This is a genomic window from Streptomyces sp. NPDC048277, from assembly GCF_040652235.1.
Lineage (GTDB): Bacteria > Actinomycetota > Actinomycetes > Streptomycetales > Streptomycetaceae > Streptomyces.
In genome coordinates, this window is sequence record NZ_JBEZLQ010000022.1 from 43,756 (window position 1) to 60,222 (window position 16,467).

General features: G+C 69.5%; 12 protein-coding genes. 5 read left to right on the plus strand and 7 right to left on the minus strand.

The window, feature by feature from the left end:
* Positions 1-141: 141 nt before the first annotated feature.
* Together AB0D85_RS36960 and AB0D85_RS36965 are read left to right on the plus strand one after the other, a co-directional pair.
* The gene (locus tag AB0D85_RS36960; RefSeq protein WP_362330182.1) at positions 142-756 is read left to right on the plus strand and encodes a Uma2 family endonuclease; all 615 of its coding nucleotides are present in this window, start codon (positions 142-144) and stop codon (positions 754-756) included.
* A gap of 194 nt (positions 757-950) precedes the next feature.
* Positions 951-2,336, plus strand: coding sequence for a glycoside hydrolase family 27 protein (locus AB0D85_RS36965; RefSeq protein WP_362330185.1), 1,386 nt, complete (start codon positions 951-953; stop codon positions 2,334-2,336).
* A 14-nt stretch (positions 2,337-2,350) separates the two neighbouring features.
* On the opposite strand, the gene AB0D85_RS36970 is transcribed toward AB0D85_RS36965, so the two are convergent.
* Both AB0D85_RS36970 and AB0D85_RS36975 read right to left on the minus strand, forming a co-directional pair.
* A complete protein-coding gene (locus tag AB0D85_RS36970; RefSeq protein WP_362330189.1) occupies positions 2,351-3,862 on the minus strand; it encodes an ATP-binding protein in 1,512 nt (503 codons plus the stop codon).
* Entirely contained in the window at positions 3,859-4,584 is a 726-nt protein-coding gene (locus tag AB0D85_RS36975) for a response regulator transcription factor (RefSeq protein ID WP_362330192.1), read from the minus strand. The genes AB0D85_RS36970 and AB0D85_RS36975 overlap by 4 nt, the downstream gene beginning before the upstream one ends.
* A 289-nt stretch (positions 4,585-4,873) precedes the next feature.
* On the opposite strand from AB0D85_RS36975, the gene AB0D85_RS36980 reads away from it, so the two are divergent.
* Together AB0D85_RS36980 and AB0D85_RS36985 are read left to right on the plus strand one after the other, a co-directional pair.
* Complete coding sequence (locus AB0D85_RS36980) at positions 4,874-8,560, plus strand: S8 family serine peptidase (RefSeq protein WP_362330195.1); 3,687 nt, start codon at positions 4,874-4,876, stop codon at positions 8,558-8,560.
* A 76-nt stretch (positions 8,561-8,636) separates the two neighbouring features.
* The gene (locus tag AB0D85_RS36985; protein ID WP_362330198.1) at positions 8,637-9,638 is read left to right on the plus strand and encodes a helix-turn-helix transcriptional regulator; all 1,002 of its coding nucleotides are present in this window, start codon (positions 8,637-8,639) and stop codon (positions 9,636-9,638) included.
* 81 nt (positions 9,639-9,719) lie between these two features.
* Here AB0D85_RS36985 and acnA read toward each other — a convergent pair whose 3' ends face one another.
* The 5 genes from acnA to AB0D85_RS37010 form a co-directional block, all read right to left on the minus strand.
* Complete coding sequence (gene acnA, locus AB0D85_RS36990) at positions 9,720-12,434, minus strand: aconitate hydratase AcnA (RefSeq protein WP_362330201.1); 2,715 nt, start codon at positions 12,432-12,434, stop codon at positions 9,720-9,722.
* 260 nt (positions 12,435-12,694) lie between these two features.
* Positions 12,695-12,955, minus strand: coding sequence for a PqqD family protein (locus AB0D85_RS36995; RefSeq protein ID WP_362330205.1), 261 nt, complete (start codon positions 12,953-12,955; stop codon positions 12,695-12,697).
* Between the two features lie 31 nt (positions 12,956-12,986).
* Entirely contained in the window at positions 12,987-13,931 is a 945-nt protein-coding gene (locus AB0D85_RS37000; protein WP_362330208.1) for a hypothetical protein, read from the minus strand.
* The gene (locus AB0D85_RS37005) at positions 13,924-14,127 is read right to left on the minus strand and encodes a hypothetical protein (RefSeq protein ID WP_362330211.1); all 204 of its coding nucleotides are present in this window, start codon (positions 14,125-14,127) and stop codon (positions 13,924-13,926) included. The genes AB0D85_RS37000 and AB0D85_RS37005 overlap by 8 nt, the downstream gene beginning before the upstream one ends.
* Before the next feature lie 115 nt (positions 14,128-14,242).
* Positions 14,243-14,404 (minus strand): hypothetical protein, encoded by a 162-nt coding sequence (locus AB0D85_RS37010; protein ID WP_362330214.1) that lies wholly within the window; start codon positions 14,402-14,404, stop codon positions 14,243-14,245.
* 264 nt (positions 14,405-14,668) lie between these two features.
* Between AB0D85_RS37010 and AB0D85_RS37015 the strand changes: the two genes are divergently transcribed.
* Positions 14,669-16,198 carry a UDP-N-acetylglucosamine 1-carboxyvinyltransferase gene (locus AB0D85_RS37015; RefSeq protein ID WP_362330217.1) on the plus strand — a complete coding sequence of 510 codons (1,530 nt, stop codon included), beginning with the start codon at positions 14,669-14,671 and terminating at the stop codon, positions 16,196-16,198.
* The last annotated feature ends 269 nt before the right edge of the window (positions 16,199-16,467 follow it).

Consider the following 16,467-nt stretch of genomic DNA (forward strand, 5'->3'; position numbering starts at 1 on the left):
GGGAGCGCTCCCACCCCACTCATCCGTGAAGCTAGCGCGGACGGGGGCGGCTGTAAACGGCGCGGCATGGCTTCACCGCTTCGAGTGGCGATACCTTCGTACAGAGGATCACGACGCGTAACAGCGTCCACACTCTCGCCCATGGGAGCAGTGATGACGACACGCCAGCAGGGGCCGGCCAACGAGGACAACTGGATGTTCCCGCCTGCTGACGGCTGGACATTCGATCAGGTCAAAGACCTGGAGCTGCCTTTCGACTGGGAACTCGTGGACGGATGGATCGTGGTCAAAGGGCAGCCCAGGTTTTGGCACAACCGCGTACGGGACAGGGTTGCACGCGCCCTGGAGGATGCGTGCACCGAGCCATACGAGGTGGTGATGGAGCAGTGCGTGATGGTGGACGACCAGAACGTCGTCAAACCGGACGCCATCGTCTTCGACCCTCGGAATCTCAACTTCTTTGATCTGGAGTGCGTCCCGACGACTCATCTCGCCCTTGTTGTCGAGGTCGTCTCCCCCGGCTCCCGTCGCGACGACCGCGTGAGCAAGCCCGCGCAGTTCGCCGCGGCCAGGGTTCCGTGCTACTGGCGCGTCGAACTCGACCGCGCCGGGAGGCTGGAAGTGCACGAATACTGGCTCAACGCCGACACTCTCACCTACATCCCCGCCCCCATGCACCCGGTGCATCACGGCAAGCTCATCACTGAGCTGCCGTTCCCGGTCGAGATCGACCTCGACGCCCTCGTCGGATTCTGATCGCCGCGACGAGGAGCCGGCCGAGTACGCACGGTGGGGCTTCGGTGAACTCCAGCAGGAGCAGGGCGCCGGTGTCGTCGGGGCCGGGTGGGCGGCCCCGGGGTCGGTCGTGTTCACTTGACGCGTCCGTGGGGTTGGTTCCTGATGTTTTCCGAGCCGGACCCCGACCTTCCGGCGAGGAAGTACGCATACGCATGAGAAGACGGATCCGCGCCGTGCCGGCCGCGTTCGGCGTGGCGCTGCTGCTCGTCACCGGAATCCTCACGTCGGACGGTCAGTCGGCGCGGGCCTACGGCAATGGTCTCGGGCTGAAGCCCGCGCTGGGATGGAGCAGTTGGAGCTTCGTCCGCCGCGATCCGACCGCGCGGACCATCGAGGCACAGGCGAAGGCCCTGAAGGACAGCGGACTGGCGAAGAACGGGTTCGTCTATGTCAACGTCGACGACTTCTGGTACGAGTGCCCGGGCAGCCGGGGTCCGGACGTCGACAGGTACGGCCGCTGGGTCACCGACCCGGTGAAGTTCCCGGCCGCCCGCGGTGAGAACGGCATCCAGGTCGTCGCCGACCATGTCCACTCCCTCGGGCTGAAGTTCGGGCTGTATGTCACGCCCGGTATCTCCCGGCAGGCGGTCCGGCGGAACACCGAGATCCGGGGAACGCCCTACCACGCCCGGGACATCGCCACCGCCGCGAAGGAGAAGAACTACAACTGCGGCGGCATGGTGGGCATCGACTACGCCAAGCCCGGCGCGCAGGCGTTCATCGACTCCTGGGCCGGTCAGTTCGCCGGCTGGGGCGTCGACTATCTCAAGATCGACGGCGTCGGCACCCGCGACGAACAGGACATCCGGGCCTGGTCGGACGCCCTGCGGCACACCGGTCGCCCCATCCACCTGGAGCTCTCCAACAGCCTCGGCATCGACGGGGCGGCCACCTGGGCCGAGCTGTCCAACGGCTGGCGCACCGGCGGCGACATCGAGTGCTACTGCGGCCCCGACGACAGCAGTTACCCGCTGACCACCTGGGACAAGGTCGCCTCACGGTTCGGCCAGGTCGCCGCGTGGGCGCCGTACGGCGGTCCCGGCGGCCACAACGACTACGACTCCCTCGAGATCGGCAACGGCGACCACGACGGCCTGACCCCGGACGAGCGCAGGACCCAGCTGAGCCTGTGGTCGCTGGCCGCCTCCCCGCTCGTCCTCGGCACCGACCTCACCCACCTCGCCCCGGCCGACCTCGCCCTGCTGACGAACACCGACGTCCTCGCGGTCGACCAGGACGGCATCGACGCCGAGCGGATGTCCGAGGACGCGGACTCCCAGGTGTTCGCCAAGACCGAGCCGAACGGGGATGTCGTCGTCGGCCTGTTCAACACCGGCGCGACTGCACGGGAGGTCGCCACCAGCGCCGCCGCGCTCGGGCTGCCCTCGGCGCGCGGCTACGCCCTGCGGGACCTGTGGAGCCACCGGCTGACCGGGTCCCCGGGCCGGATCGCCGCCGACGTCCCGCCGCACGGCGTGGTCCTGTACCGGGTCCAGGCCACGGACCATGTGGTGCGTGACACGGCCCCGGACGACTGACCGGCGCCGCTCTCCTACACCGGCGCCGGGCGGGCGCGCATCGCCGTGCCGGTCGGCGGGAGTTCGGTGACCGGGAGTTCGAGGGTGAACTCCGTGCGGCCCGGCGTGCTCTGTACGTCGAGGTGGCCGCCGTGGGCCGAGGTGATGGCCGAGGCGATGGCGAGGCCGAGGCCCGAGCCGCCCTCCAGGACACCGGCACGGGTGCGGGAGGTGTCCGCCCGGGTGAAGCGTTCGAAGACGGTGGGGAGGAGGCCGGGCGCGATACCCGGTCCGTCGTCGCGGACGCGGATCACACAGGTGGTGGCGGTGGCCTCGACCGTGGCGGTCACCGTCGTACCCGCGGGGGTGTGGACCCGCGCGTTGGCGAGCAGGTTGGCCACCACCTGGTGCAGTCGGGCCTCGTCGCCGAGGACCAGCGCCGGTTCGCCCGGGCCGAGTTCGAGCTGCCAGTGGTGTCCGGCGCCGGCGGCCCGCGCGTCCCACACCGCCTCCGCGACCAGCGCGGCCATGTCCACCTCGGTGGACTGCAGCGGGCGGCCCTCGTCGAGGCGGGCCAGGAGCAGGAGGTCCTCGACGAGGCTGCGCATGCGGGCCGATTCGGCGTTGACGCGGCGCCAGGCGAGGCCGGGTTCGATACGGTCGGTGCCGCGGTTCATCAGCTCGGCGTACCCGGCGATCGAGGCGAGCGGGGTGCGCAGTTCATGGCTGGCGTCGGCCAGGAAGCGGCGCATGCGCTCCTCGCTCCGGCGTACCTGTTCCTCGCTGCGCTGGCGCTCCGCCAGTGACGCCTCGACATGGTCGATCATGCGGTTGAGGGCGGCGCCGACCTGGCCGGCCTCGCTGCCGGGGTCGGTGTCCCGCTCGGGCACCCGGGTCAGACCGGCCACCTGGCCGTGGCCGAGGGGCGCGTGGGAGACCTCGACGGCGGTGGCGGCGACCCGGCCGAGGGGGCGCAGCTGCCGTCGTATGACCACGGCGCACACACAGCCCGCGACCGTGAGGCCGACCGCCGCGACCGCGATCTCGACCTCCACCAGGCCGCTGATGGTGTCCAGCACGTCGTCCATGGGGAGGCCGGCCAGGACCCGGATGCCGCTCGCGTTCAGGGCGGTGACCCGGTAGGTGCCGAGGCCGGGGACCTGGCGGGTGTGGGTGGAGCCGTCCTGGGCCATGCCCTTGAGGGCGGCGGTCTGGGCGGTGGTGAGCGAGGTCGGGGGCGCGTCCCGGGTGACGACGGCCGCGCTCAGGATGTTGCCCTGGGCGTCGAGGCGGGCGGCGAGCATGCCGGCCGGCTGGCCGCTCTCGTGGATGAAGGTCAGATCGCGGGTGAGTTCGGGGTGCAGGGCGGCGCCGCCCACCCCGCGCTCGGCCGCGTCGCTCACCCGGTTGTCCAGGCTGCCCATCAGATAGGCGCGTTGGGCGAGGACGGTGGTCAGGGCCATCGCCGCGCAGACGCAGACGAGGACGGCGGTGATGAAGACGAGCAGTCGCGTACGCAGCGACCGGCTCCGCAACCGGGCGGTCATCTGCCGTCCTCCACGGGTCGTACGACGTATCCCATGCCGCGCACGGTGTGGATCATCGGGGCGCGGCCGCGGTCGATCTTGCGGCGCAGGCTGGAGATGTACACCTCGACGAGGTTGCCGCCGGCGTCGAAGGACGTGCTCCAGACGTGGTCGAGGATCTGGGCCTTGCTCAGCACCTGACGTGGATGGTCCAGGAGCAGGCTGAGCAGGTCGAACTCCTTGGCGGTGAGCTTGATCGGGGTGCCGGCCCGCTGCACCTCCCGGGACTCGGCGGTCAGCACCAGGTCGCCGAGGACGCGTACGGGGTCGTCGGCGGGGGTCTGTTCGGTGCCGGCCCGGCGCAGCAGTCCGCGCAGCCGCAGCACGACCTCCTCCAGGGAGAAGGGCTTGGTGACGTAGTCGTCGGCCCCGGCCTCCAGGCCGTCGATCCGGTGTTCGACGGCGTCGCGGGCGGTGAGCATCAGGACGGGCAGCTTCGGCATCTCGTAGCGGAGTCTGCGCAGTACCTGGAGGCCGTCGAGGTCGGGGAGCATGCCGTCGAGCACCACCGCGTGCGGGGCGCAGCCGCGGGCCAGCCGCAGTCCGGTCTGTCCGTCGAGGGCCGGGTAGGGGCACCAGCCCGCGTCCGCGACGGCGGCGGCGAGCAGCTCGGTGAGACCGGGCTCGTCGTCGACGATCAGTACGCGGACTCGGCCGGTTCGGGACGCGGAGGTGCCAGACATGTCTCGATACTGTCCCGGTCCGCTGAGGGAATCCTGTGCTCCGACTGGGCCACAGCCATGTGACTGGGCCGCATGCCTGGACGGCGTTCCGCGCCGGAGCGTCCAGAACCGGCCGCCGTTCCGGCCCGAGGCGCACCGTTCAGCGCCGACCGCCGTGGCCGAAGCGGGCATTGGCACGCCTCGGCCACAGGAATCCCTTGAGCCGCTTTCCCCGCGGCGCCCACTCTGATCACTGGCTTCCGCCCACCGGGCCGGAAGTGTTTCAGCGTTCAGGGGAGGAAGTCCACACATGCGAAGACTCCACGCCCTCTGGGCCGTGGCAGGAGCGGCCGGGCTGCTCGCGGGGGCTGTTGTCCCCGCCGCGGCCGGTCCCGTGTCCCCGGTCGCCAAAGCGGCCGCCACGGACACCCGGAGCGTCACCGCGTCCGGCGCCACGAGCACACAGACCGTCACCCTCGTCACCGGCGACACCGTGACGCTCACCGCCGCGGCGGACGGCCGGTACGGCGTCGACGTCCGGCGCGGGAAGGGCCGTGAGGCCGTCACGTTCCTGTCCAGCGAGAAGAACGGCGAGGTCAGCGTCGTACCGTCGGACGCGATCCCGCTGCTCCAGTCGGGCCGTCTCGACCCGGCCCTGTTCAACGTCACCCAGTTGGTGAAGCAGGGGTACACGGACGCGAGGACCGGCGCCACCCCGGTGATCGCGACGTACAAGAAGGGCAGTGAGGTCCCCGAGGGTGCACGCCGCACGCTGGCGCTGCCCGGGATCGCCGGTGCCGCGCTGACCGCGAAGAAGTCGACCGCCTTCTGGGCGGACGTCGCCCCCGCCGTCGGCACCGAGCCCACCGCGAAGGCCGCGAGGCAGCTGGGCGACGGCATCGAGAAGATCTGGCTCGACGCCAGGGTGAAGGTGTCGCTCGACCAGAGCGTGCCGCAGATCGGCGCGCCAGAGGTGTGGAAGGCGGGCTACGACGGCACGGGCGTCAAGGTCGCGGTCCTGGACACGGGCGTCGACACCGGCCACCCCGACCTCGCCGGGAAGATCGCCGACGCACAGAGCTTCGTGCCGGACGAGACCGTGCAGGACGGCTTCGGCCACGGCACCCACGTCGCCGACACGATCGTCGGCTCGGGCGCCGCCTCGGACGGGAAGTACAAGGGCGTGGCGCCGGGCGCGCAGCTGCTGATCGGCAAGGTGCTCGACAACACGGGCTCGGGCCAGGAGTCCTGGATCATCTCCGGCATGGAGTGGGCGGCGAACTCGGGCGCGAAGATCGTCTCCATGTCCCTGGGCGGCACGGCCTCGGGTCCCTCGGACGTAATGAGCGAGACCGTCGACGAGCTGTCCGCCGCCACGGGCACCCTCTTCGTGATCGCGGCGGGCAACACCGGCCCGTCCGACCAGACCGTCGGCACCCCCGGCATCGCGGACTCGGCGCTGACGGTCGGCGCGGTCGACAAGTCCGACAACCTGGCCCCATTCTCCAGCCGCGGCCCGCGCACCGGCGACTACGCGGTCAAGCCGGAGATCACCGCGCCGGGCGTGAACATCACGGCGGCCCGCGCGGCCGGGACCAGCATGGGCACCCCGGTGAACGACTACTACACGACGGCGAGCGGTACGTCGATGGCGACCCCGCACGTGGCGGGCGCTGCGGCACTGGTGGCCGAGGCGCATCCCGACTGGACCGGCCAGCAGATCAAGGCGGACCTGGCGAGCACCGCGAAGACCATGACCGACGCCACCGCCTTCGAGCAGGGCGACGGCCGGGTCGACGCCGTACGGGCGGTGCAGCAGGGCGTCTTCGCGACCCCGACACTGAGCTTCGGCAAGTTCGAGGACGGCGACAACGATGTCGTCACCAAGGACATCACCTACACCAACACCACCGGCAATGCAGTGGAGTTGAAGGTCGCGTCGAGCCTCGCGGACCTCGCGCTGGGCGCCGGCACGGTGACGGTGCCCGCGAACGGCAGCGCCACGGTTCCGGTCGCCGTCGACCCTGCGCAGGAGGCCCAGGGCCGCTACACCGGCTACGTCACCGCGACCGCCGACGGCATCCAGGTCACCACGGGCGTCGGCTTCGAGAAGGCGCCGAAGACGTACGACCTGAAGGTGTCCCTCGTGAACCGGGAGGGCAACCCGTCCACCGGCGCCTCGCTCTACACGCTGCAGGAACTGAACGGCGCCTACCCCGACGAGTACGGCTTCGTCGGCGCGGGCTGGACCTGGCAGGTTCCGGCCGGTACCTACTCCATCGCGACCTGGATCCCGGACCGCGACGCGGGCGGGGCACCCGTCGGCACCTCGGTCGTCGGCAATCCGGAGATCAAGGTGAACGGGGACACCGAGGTCGTCCTCGACGCCCGCAAGGCCGTGGAGATCAAGCCGAAGACCAAGGAGGACTCCGAGTTCCAGGGCTTCACCACCTCCTGGCACCGCGAAGGGCCGGGCGGTGCCTGGGGGCTGACGTACAGCCAGGGCTGGTGGACCGACCACATCTATGTGGCGCCGACCCCGAAGGTCACCGAGGGAACCCTGGAGTTCTCCGCCAAGTTCCGCCTGTACGCCAAGGAGTTGACGGCGAGCGTCACCAGTCCGGAGAAGACGTCACTGTCGTCGCTCTACTACTCGCAGACCTACAACGGCTTCCCGCTGAAGATCAGCGGTGAGCACACCGTGCAGGCGGTGGACGCGGGCGGCGGTACCGCGGCCGACTTCGCGGGGCTCGACGTCAAGGGCAAGGTCGCGGTGGTCGGGGTCGGCTCCACCGAGCGGGCGCAGAGCGCCCTGGACAACGCGACCAAGGCCGGCGCGGGTTACCTCATCGTGTACCGCAAGACACCCGGCTTCTGGATCGAGGCCGTGGACAAGGCCACCACCGTCCCGACGATGATCGCCACCGGTGAGGAGGGTGCCGAACTCACCGGTCTGCTGCAGACCGGCAAGAGGGTCATGATGAAGCTGGGCGGCACACCGGTCAGTCCGTACGTCTACAACCTGCTCGCCGCGCAGAGCGGTTCCATCTCGGCGGACCAGACGTACCGTCTGGACGACTCCAACACGGCGAGGAAGACGGCCCGTTACTACGGGGGCACGGCCGGCGGGATAGGCATGGACAGTCTGTACACGTTCCGCCCCTGGCAGAAGTTCAGCATCGAGAACCCCAAGTACCTGCAGCTCGGCATCAAGCGCACCGAGTACTACTACGCCGACCCCGACACCCGTACCCGGCACGCCGTCTACCCCGACTCGACGGCGCTCCTGGGCGAGTGGAGCCCCCTGAAGACCTACGACAAGGCGATCACCGAGCCCTCCGAGGACTGGCTGCGTCAGGTCGTCCGCCCGGCGTCCAGCGAGGAGTACGGCACCTCCCAGCGCACCGGCGACAAACTCACCTTGCGGATACCGGAGTTGACCGACTCCACACCGGGTCACTACGGAGCCGTGGACGGCATCCAGAACACCGCGAAGGGCACGCTGTACGCGAACGGGCAGGCGGTCGGCAACTCGGCGCTCGGCGGTTACGGCACCTTCGACGTACCGGCGGACAAGGCCTCGTACCGCTTCGTCCTGGACGTACAACGCCACCCCGACTGGGCCGTGTACTCCACGAGCACGCACACCGAGTGGTCCTTCGCCTCGGCGCACACCGACACCGCGACGGCGCTGCCGCTGCTCAGCGTCGGCATCGTCCCGAAGGGGCTCGACCTCCTCAACCGTGCCGACGGCGGACGGGAGTCGGTGGTGGGCCTCTCGGTCACCGATCAGCTGGGGAACGTCAGGGCATGCGGTCTGAAGGCGTGGGTCTCCTACGACGACGGCACGTCCTGGAAGGAGGTGACGGTCAGGCACGGCGAGGCGCGGTTCAAGCCCGCGAAGGGCTCGGCGTCCGTGTCGCTGCGGGTACAGGCCACCGACAAGGACGGCAACCGGATCGACCAGACCGTGCTGCGGGCGTTCGGCCTGAAGTGAACGACGCGGCTTGAAGTGAGTCATCGCCCGGATCGGTTCGACGGGCCTTAACAGTGATCGTCTACCGTACCGGGCCATGGTGAACACGGCACACGACCCGGCAAGACAGACCCCTGCCGCGAGCCCCTGGGCCGTGGTGGGGGTCTCCGCGTTCGACGAGCGGGTGTACCGGACGATCCTTCAGCAGCCCGATATCGGCGCGGGCGGCTGGGCGCTGCTGGCCGGGGCGTCCCCGGCCCAGGTCCGCGAGTCCTGCAACCGGCTGCTCGGGCTCGGTCTGCTCCAGGAGCCCGACTCCATGGGCGGGTTACGGGCGGTGGACCCACGGGTGGCGATCCGCGCGCTGATCCGGCGGCGCGAGACGGAGTCCGAACTGCTCGCCGCCACCGCCGAGGAGATGGCGACCGCGTACGAGGCGGGACTGCTGCGGGAGGAGCCGTCCCGGCTGGTCGAGGTCGCCTCCGGCGAGGGCGCCATCGCGGCCCGCCTGGAGGAGCTGTACGCGCGCGCCGAGTACGAGGTGTGTCTCTTCGACACGCCGCCGTATCTCGCCCCGCCCGCCCCGCAGGTGGATCTCCAGGCCGATCTGCTCCGGCGCGGGATCGTCTCCCGCGGGGTCTACTCGGCGACCGCCCTGGAGGATCCGAAGGTCCTCGCGCGCGCCTGGACGATGGCGGAACTCGGCGAACAGGCACGGGTGCTGCCGTCCGTGCCCCTCAAACTGCTGGTGGTCGACGGATGCCGGGCGATGCTCCCGCTGACCGCGTCCGAGGCGGGCGGGTACTGCGCGGTCGTGGTGTGGCACTCGGCGGTGACCGAGGCCCTCCAGAAACTCTTCGAACTGGCCTGGCAGCAGGCGATGCCGCTCGGCCAGCCGGTCGGCGACGGTGAACTCTCCGGTGGCGAACAGACGTTGATCAGGCTGCTGTCGGCCGGGATGAAGGACGAGGCGGTGGCCCGCCACCTGGGGGTGAGCCTCAGGACGCTGCGGCGGCGGGTGAGTGAGCTGCAGGAGCGGCTGGGGGCGGCCAGCCGGTTCCAGCTGGGGGCGCGGGCCGCCCAGCGGGGCTGGGTGTAGCCGTACCGGGTCCGGGTACGGCGAAGGGCCGCACCCCCCGGCGTACCGGGGAGGCGGCCCTCGACTGCCGTTCCGTACCGCTTACTTGCGGATCAGGTTGCGCAGCACGTACTGCATGATGCCGCCGTTGCGGTAGTAGTCGGCCTCACCGGGGGTGTCGATCCGGACGACCGCGTCGAACTCGACGCCCGTGTCGGTGGTGACCTTGACCGTGCGCGGGGTGGTGCCGTTGTTGAGCTCCTCGACACCGGTGAAGGAGAAGGTCTCCTCGCCGGTCAGGCCGAGGGACTCGGCGGTGGCGCCCTCCGGGAACTGCAGCGGGAGGACGCCCATGCCGATGAGGTTCGAGCGGTGGATGCGCTCGTACGACTCGGCGATGACGGCCTTGACGCCGAGCAGCGCGGTGCCCTTGGCGGCCCAGTCGCGGGACGAGCCGGAGCCGTACTCCTTGCCGGCCAGGACGACCAGCGGGATGCCCTGCTCGATGTAGTTGCTGGAGGCGTCGTAGATGAACGCCACCGGAGCGTCGGCCTGGGTGAAGTCGCGGGTGTAGCCGCCCTCGGTGCCCGGCGCGATCTGGTTGCGCAGGCGGATGTTGGCGAACGTGCCGCGGATCATGACCTCGTGGTTGCCTCGGCGGGAGCCGTAGGAGTTGAAGTCACGACGCTCCACACCGTGCTCGGTGAGGTACTTGCCGGCCGGGGTGTCGGCCTTGATGGCGCCGGCGGGCGAGATGTGGTCGGTGGTGACCGAGTCGCCGAGCTTGGCCAGGACGCGGGCGTCGGCGATGTCGGTGACCGGGGCCGGCTCGTGCTGCATGCCCTCGAAGTAGGGGGGCTTGCGGACGTAGGTCGACTCGGCGTCCCACTCGAAGGTGTTGCCGGTCGGGATCGGGAGGGACTGCCACTGGGCGTCGCCGGCGAAGACGTCGGCGTAGGACTTGTTGAACATGTCCTCGCCGATCGCGTTGGCGACGACGTCGTTGACCTCGGCCTCGGTCGGCCAGATGTCCGACAGGTAGACCGGCTTGCCGTCCTGGTCGGTGCCGAGGGCGTCCTTGGTGATGTCCACCTTCATGGAACCCGCGAGGGCGTACGCGACGACCAGCGGCGGGGAGGCCAGGTAGTTCATCTTGACGTCGGGGTTGATCCGGCCCTCGAAGTTCCGGTTGCCGGAGAGGACCGAGGTGACCGCGAGGTCGTGGTCGTTGACCGCCTTGGAGACCTCCTCCGGCAGCGGGCCGGAGTTGCCGATGCAGGTGGTGCAGCCGTAGCCGACCAGGTTGAAGCCGACCTTGTCGAGGTAGGGGGTCAGGCCCGCCTTCTCGAAGTAGTCGGTGACGACCTTGGAGCCCGGGGCGAGGGTGGTCTTGACCCAGGGCTTGCGGGTCAGGCCCTTCTCGACCGCCTTCTTGGCCACCAGCGCGGCGGCGACCATGACGTACGGGTTCGAGGTGTTGGTGCAGGAGGTGATGGCCGCGACGGTGACCGCGCCGTGGTCGATCTCGTACGTGGTGCCGTCGGGGGCGGTCACGGTGACCGGGTTGGACGGGACGCCGTTGATGGAGGCGGGGGCGTCGGAGGCCGGGAAGGACTCCTTGCCGGCCTCGTCGGCGGTGTCGACGTAGTTGCGGACGTCGAGCGCGAACTGCTGGGCGGCGTTGGCGAGGACGATACGGTCCTGCGGGCGCTTCGGGCCGGCGATCGACGGGACGACCGTCGACAGGTCCAGCTCCAGCTTCTCGGAGAAGTCGGGCTCGGCCTTCGGGTCCAGCCAGAGGCCCTGCTCCTTGGCGTACGCCTCGACGAGCGCGACCTGCTGGTCGGAGCGGCCGGTCAGGCGCAGGTAGTTCAGGGTCTCGTCGTCGATCGGGAAGATCGCGGCGGTGGAGCCGAACTCCGGCGACATGTTGCCGATGGTGGCGCGGTTGGCGAGGCTCGTGGCGGCGACGCCCTCGCCGTAGAACTCGACGAACTTGCCGACGACGCCGTGCTTGCGCAGCATCTCGGTGATGGTGAGCACGAGGTCCGTGGCGGTGGTGCCGGGCTTGAGCTCACCGGTCAGCTTGAAGCCGACGACGCGCGGGATGAGCATGGAGACCGGCTGGCCGAGCATCGCGGCCTCGGCCTCGATGCCGCCGACGCCCCAGCCGAGCACGCCGAGGCCGTTGACCATGGTGGTGTGCGAGTCGGTGCCGACCAGGGTGTCGGGGTAGGCCTGCCCGCCCCGCACCATGACCGTGCGGGCCAGGTGCTCGATGTTCACCTGGTGGACGATGCCGGTGCCCGGGGGTACGACCTTGAACTCGTCGAACGCGGTCTGGCCCCAGCGCAGGAACTGGTAGCGCTCCTTGTTGCGGCCGTACTCCAGCTCGACGTTCTGCTTGAAGGCGTCGTTGGTGCCGAACTTGTCGGCGATGACGGAGTGGTCGATGACCAGCTCGGCCGGGGCCAGCGGGTTGATCTTCGCCGGGTCGCCGCCGAGCTCCTTCACGGCCTCACGCATGGTGGCGAGGTCCACGACACAGGGGACACCGGTGAAGTCCTGCATGATCACGCGGGCCGGCGTGAACTGGATCTCCTGCGACGGCTGGGCCTGGGAGTCCCAGCCGCCGAGGGCGCGGATGTGGTCGGCGGTGATGTTCGCGCCGTCCTCGGTGCGGAGCAGGTTCTCCAGCAGCACCTTCAGGCTGTACGGAAGGCGAGCCGAGCCTTCCACCTTGTCCAGCCGGAAGATCTCGTACGACTCGTCGCCCACCTGCAGCGTGCTGCGGGCGTCGAAGCTGTTCGCCGACACGACAGTCTCCTTCATTGATGTGCGCGTACCACCGCATCCTGCCGCCACACCGACTTGCCCGTCCCACTAAGGCAAGGCTAAGTTAGGTAACCCTTACCGGGTCGGCGGCCGCGGTGCGCCTGGCAGATATCTCGATGTCGAGATAACTCTAGTACACGGGCGCCGGATGGTCATGCCCGGACCGCGCCCTGTCGTGGTCCGGTACGACTCCCACGGCTCCCGTGCATGGCTGCCGTGCGCGCGAAGGATGTCGGGGCGGACTAGTCCGTGCGGGGCGCCGGCTCGATCCAGCCGTAGGCGGTGAGGTCGGCCAGGAGGCGGGCGACCGGGGCGGTGGCCTCGGCCGGGGTGCAGTCGGCGGCCAGGGCGAGGGTGGTCACGAGTTCCTGTTCGGTGCGGGGTTCGCGCAGGGCCTCCAGGAGGATGCGGGCCGAGGTGTTCACCTGGGCGGCGGTGAACGTGGTGTCGTCGATCACCCGGGCACCGCCGTCCGGCTCCGGCCTCAGGTGCAGGGAACCCACGAGGCGGATCGTCGGCGCGCCGGAAAACGTGTCAGAGGGTGTCAAGTCGGGCCTCCCGCGAGATGAAGTCGAAGTGCATGCCGGTCAGGCCGTTGCCCACGCCCAGATGGACCCCGGCGGCACCCTCGTTGAGCAGGCAGTTCACGCTCCAGTCCACCCGGTCGGCGGACAGCACGCCGGTGCCGATGGCGACCTCGGTGACCGCCCCCCGGTACTCCGGCCCGCTCGTGGCGTCGATGCCTCCGGCGAACGGGCCGAACCCGTCGACGAACCGGTTGTCCTGGATCCGCACCTGCAGCGGGCAGGATCTCCGCATCTCCTCCGCTATTTCGGCGGCGGCCCTGAATTGACCGGCGCGGGCGCCCTGCAGTTCACGGTGTTTCGCGACGAGTACGGAATCCACACGCAATGTTCCGGAGACCGTGAGTTCGGTGTCGACCCGCCCCGCAAGATCGGTCGGCGACATGGCGACTTCGAAGTAGTTGCCGATGGTGGAGTGTTCGTCGGGGAGAAGTTCGGGACGGGTTCGGCTGGAAAGCTGGAGGTCCTCCGGAAGACGGATGGTGATATCGGTTCCGGGGCCGGTCATACGCACTTCGTCGGAGGCCAGGAGAAGTTGGGAGATGATCCGGCGGTTCGCCGCGATACAGCCCGGCACATCGATCTCCGAAAGTCTTTCCAGACCGTATCTGGCGACCCGTGGATCGGCGGAGAAGGAAGCCAGCGGGACCCACAGCACACTGGTTCTGGAAAAGATGTCGCGCAGGGCCCGGCGGGACGGCAGCCGGCCGTAGTCCAGTGGCACCGCGACCGCCCGCGGCGGCGCCGGATCGCGTCCGCCCAGCACCCCGTCGAACGTCGAGGCCGGCGCCCCGTGCTCCGTGAGCCAGTCCGCGAGCCCGGGGTCGTCGGTCAGGATTCCGGCGTCCTGACCTCCGAAGATCACGCCCAGGTTGGCCAGCAGCCCGTCACGCATCGGGCACGAGCGCGGCCAGGCACGGGCAGGTCGGGATGTCGCCCAGACGGCTCTTGAGGACCGACGGCGTCCGCCGCCCCACACCCCCTCCGGCGTCCCCGCCGGGCTCCGGTTTCCCGTCCGGGATCTTCAGCGCGCGGCCGTAGACGTCGCCGTCGCTCGCCACGCCTTCCGCCACCCATATCCTTCGAGACATATGCGATCCCCATGGTGGTTATTGTGGGTTGTAGCTGCGGGAATTCGGGGCGGCTGCCGCCGGAACACCTTCGAGCGGCGCTCCGGCGGCAGCCCTTCGCACAACGGGGCGTGTATCAGATTCCGTTGTAGATGATCGCGAGGAACGGCTTGGGGTGCTCACCCTCGACCGGAGTTCCGGCCGCGCCGCGATCGGCGTCGAGGGAGCCGAGCGGGGTGATCCTGGGGGCTTCCAGAGTTCCGACGAAGAGCGGTGTCTCGATGGCCGCCTGGGGCATTTTCCGTACCTCCGACTTGAGTCTGGTGACACGTGCCATGCGTTGGGTGCGGCCGCAAGAACAGCGTACGGAGGAAATTGCCCAGGACAACGGTCTCCGGGATTTCTGACCAAATGCTGGGAACCGCCTTGACGTTCTCTCACCTCCCCTTTGCGGGAAACGGAGGGAGTGCCGAGGGGCCGAACGGGTACTGTCGCTGACACGACGTCACCCGAACAGACCCCCCAACAGGCGCCATCTCATATCTGAGATAACCTCGGCCTCATGTCAGACGACTACCTCGTACGTATCGGCAAGCTCATCCGTGACGCCCGGCAACACCGCGGCTGGACACAGGCACAGCTGGCGGAGGCGCTCGGCACCAGTCAGAGCGCTGTCAACCGCATCGAGCGCGGCAACCAAAACATCAGCCTTGAGATGATCGCTCGAATCGGTGAAGCCCTGGACAGCGAGATCGTCTCACTGGGCTACGCGGGCCCGATGCATCTGCGGGTGGTGGGCGGCCGTCGGCTGTCCGGCGCGATCGACGTGAAGACCAGCAAGAACGCGTGTGTGGCCCTGCTGTGCGCCTCGCTGCTCAACAAGGGGCGCACGGTGCTGCGCCGGGTGGCCCGGATCGAGGAGGTGTACCGCCTGCTGGAGGTGCTGAACTCCATCGGCGTGCGCACCCGCTGGATCAACGACGGCGTCGACCTGGAACTGGTGCCGCCGGCCGACCTCGACATGGCGTCGATCGACGCCGAGGCCGCCGTACGCACCCGCTCGATCATCATGTTCTTCGGCCCGCTGCTGCACCGCATGGACCACTTCAAGCTGCCCTACGCCGGCGGCTGCGACCTCGGCACGCGGACCATCGAGCCGCACATGATCGCGCTGCGCCGGTTCGGTCTGGACATCGCGGCGACCGAGGGCCAGTACCACGCGCAGGTCGACCGCTCGATCCGCCCCGTCCGCCCGATCGTGCTGACCGAGCGCGGCGACACGGTGACCGAGAACGCGCTGCTGGCCGCGGCCCGCCACGACGGCGTGACCGTCATCCGCAACGCGTCCTCCAACTACATGGTCCAGGACCTCTGCTTCTTCCTGGAGGCGCTCGGCGTCAAGGTCGAGGGCATCGGCACCACCACGCTGACCGTGCACGGCGTCCCGAACATCGACGTGGACGTGGACTACTCCCCCTCCGAGGACCCGGTCGAGGCGATGAGCCTGCTGGCCGCGGCGGTGGTGACGGAGTCGGAGCTGACGGTGCGCCGGGTGCCCATCGAGTTCCTGGAGATCGAGCTCGCGGTCCTGGAGGAGATGGGCCTCGACCACGACCGCAGCCCCGAGTACAGCGCGGACAACGGCCGTACCCGCCTGATCGACCTCACGGTCCGCCCCTCCAAGCTGGAGGCGCCGATCGACAAGATCCACCCCATGCCCTTCCCGGGCCTGAACATCGACAACGTGCCGTTCTTCGCGGCCATCGCGGCGGCCGCGCAGGGCAAGACCCTGATCCACGACTGGGTCTACGACAACCGGGCGATCTACCTGACCGACCTGAACCGCCTCGGCGGCCGTCTGCAACTCCTGGACCCGCACCGGGTGCTGGTCGAGGGCCCCACCCGCTGGCGGGCGGCGGAGATGATGTGCCCGCCGGCGCTGCGCCCCGCCGTCGTCGTCCTGCTGGCCATGATGGCCGCGGAGGGCACGTCCGTGCTGCGCAACGTGTACGTCATCAACCGCGGCTACGAGGACCTCGCGGAGCGCCTGAACACGATCGGGGCACAGATCGAGATCTTCCGGGACATTTGACACGTGGACGCCGCCGCACCCATCCTGACCTGCTATTCAGCGGGCCAGGATGGGATGCGGCGGCGTTCCTGGGACTTCTCTGGGACTTTGGGCACGCGGTGGGCTACGGGCCCCTCACCCTGAGAGTACTTCCGCAGTGTGAACCCGGGATCGGAGTGCCCCAGCCAGCAGGCCAGGGAGACGCTCGATTCGCTCCGGAGTGGAAGGCGCCGTCAAACGAATTCGCTCACGGCCACGGCATGCGCCGCTACCGGGGACAGGGGCAGGTC

Coding starts and splice junctions, on each gene's coding strand:
- AB0D85_RS36960 (WP_362330182.1), top strand. CDS start 142: ATGGGAGCAGTGATGACGACACGCCAGCAGGGGCCGGCCAACGAGGAC.
- AB0D85_RS36965 (WP_362330185.1), top strand. CDS start 951: ATGAGAAGACGGATCCGCGCCGTGCCGGCCGCGTTCGGCGTGGCGCTG.
- AB0D85_RS36970 (WP_362330189.1), bottom strand. CDS start 3,862: ATGACCGCCCGGTTGCGGAGCCGGTCGCTGCGTACGCGACTGCTCGTC.
- AB0D85_RS36975 (WP_362330192.1), bottom strand. CDS start 4,584: ATGTCTGGCACCTCCGCGTCCCGAACCGGCCGAGTCCGCGTACTGATC.
- AB0D85_RS36980 (WP_362330195.1), top strand. CDS start 4,874: ATGCGAAGACTCCACGCCCTCTGGGCCGTGGCAGGAGCGGCCGGGCTG.
- AB0D85_RS36985 (WP_362330198.1), top strand. CDS start 8,637: ATGGTGAACACGGCACACGACCCGGCAAGACAGACCCCTGCCGCGAGC.
- AB0D85_RS37000 (WP_362330208.1), bottom strand. CDS start 13,931: ATGCGTGACGGGCTGCTGGCCAACCTGGGCGTGATCTTCGGAGGTCAG.
- AB0D85_RS37005 (WP_362330211.1), bottom strand. CDS start 14,127: ATGTCTCGAAGGATATGGGTGGCGGAAGGCGTGGCGAGCGACGGCGAC.
- AB0D85_RS37010 (WP_362330214.1), bottom strand. CDS start 14,404: ATGCCCCAGGCGGCCATCGAGACACCGCTCTTCGTCGGAACTCTGGAA.
- AB0D85_RS37015 (WP_362330217.1), top strand. CDS start 14,669: ATGTCAGACGACTACCTCGTACGTATCGGCAAGCTCATCCGTGACGCC.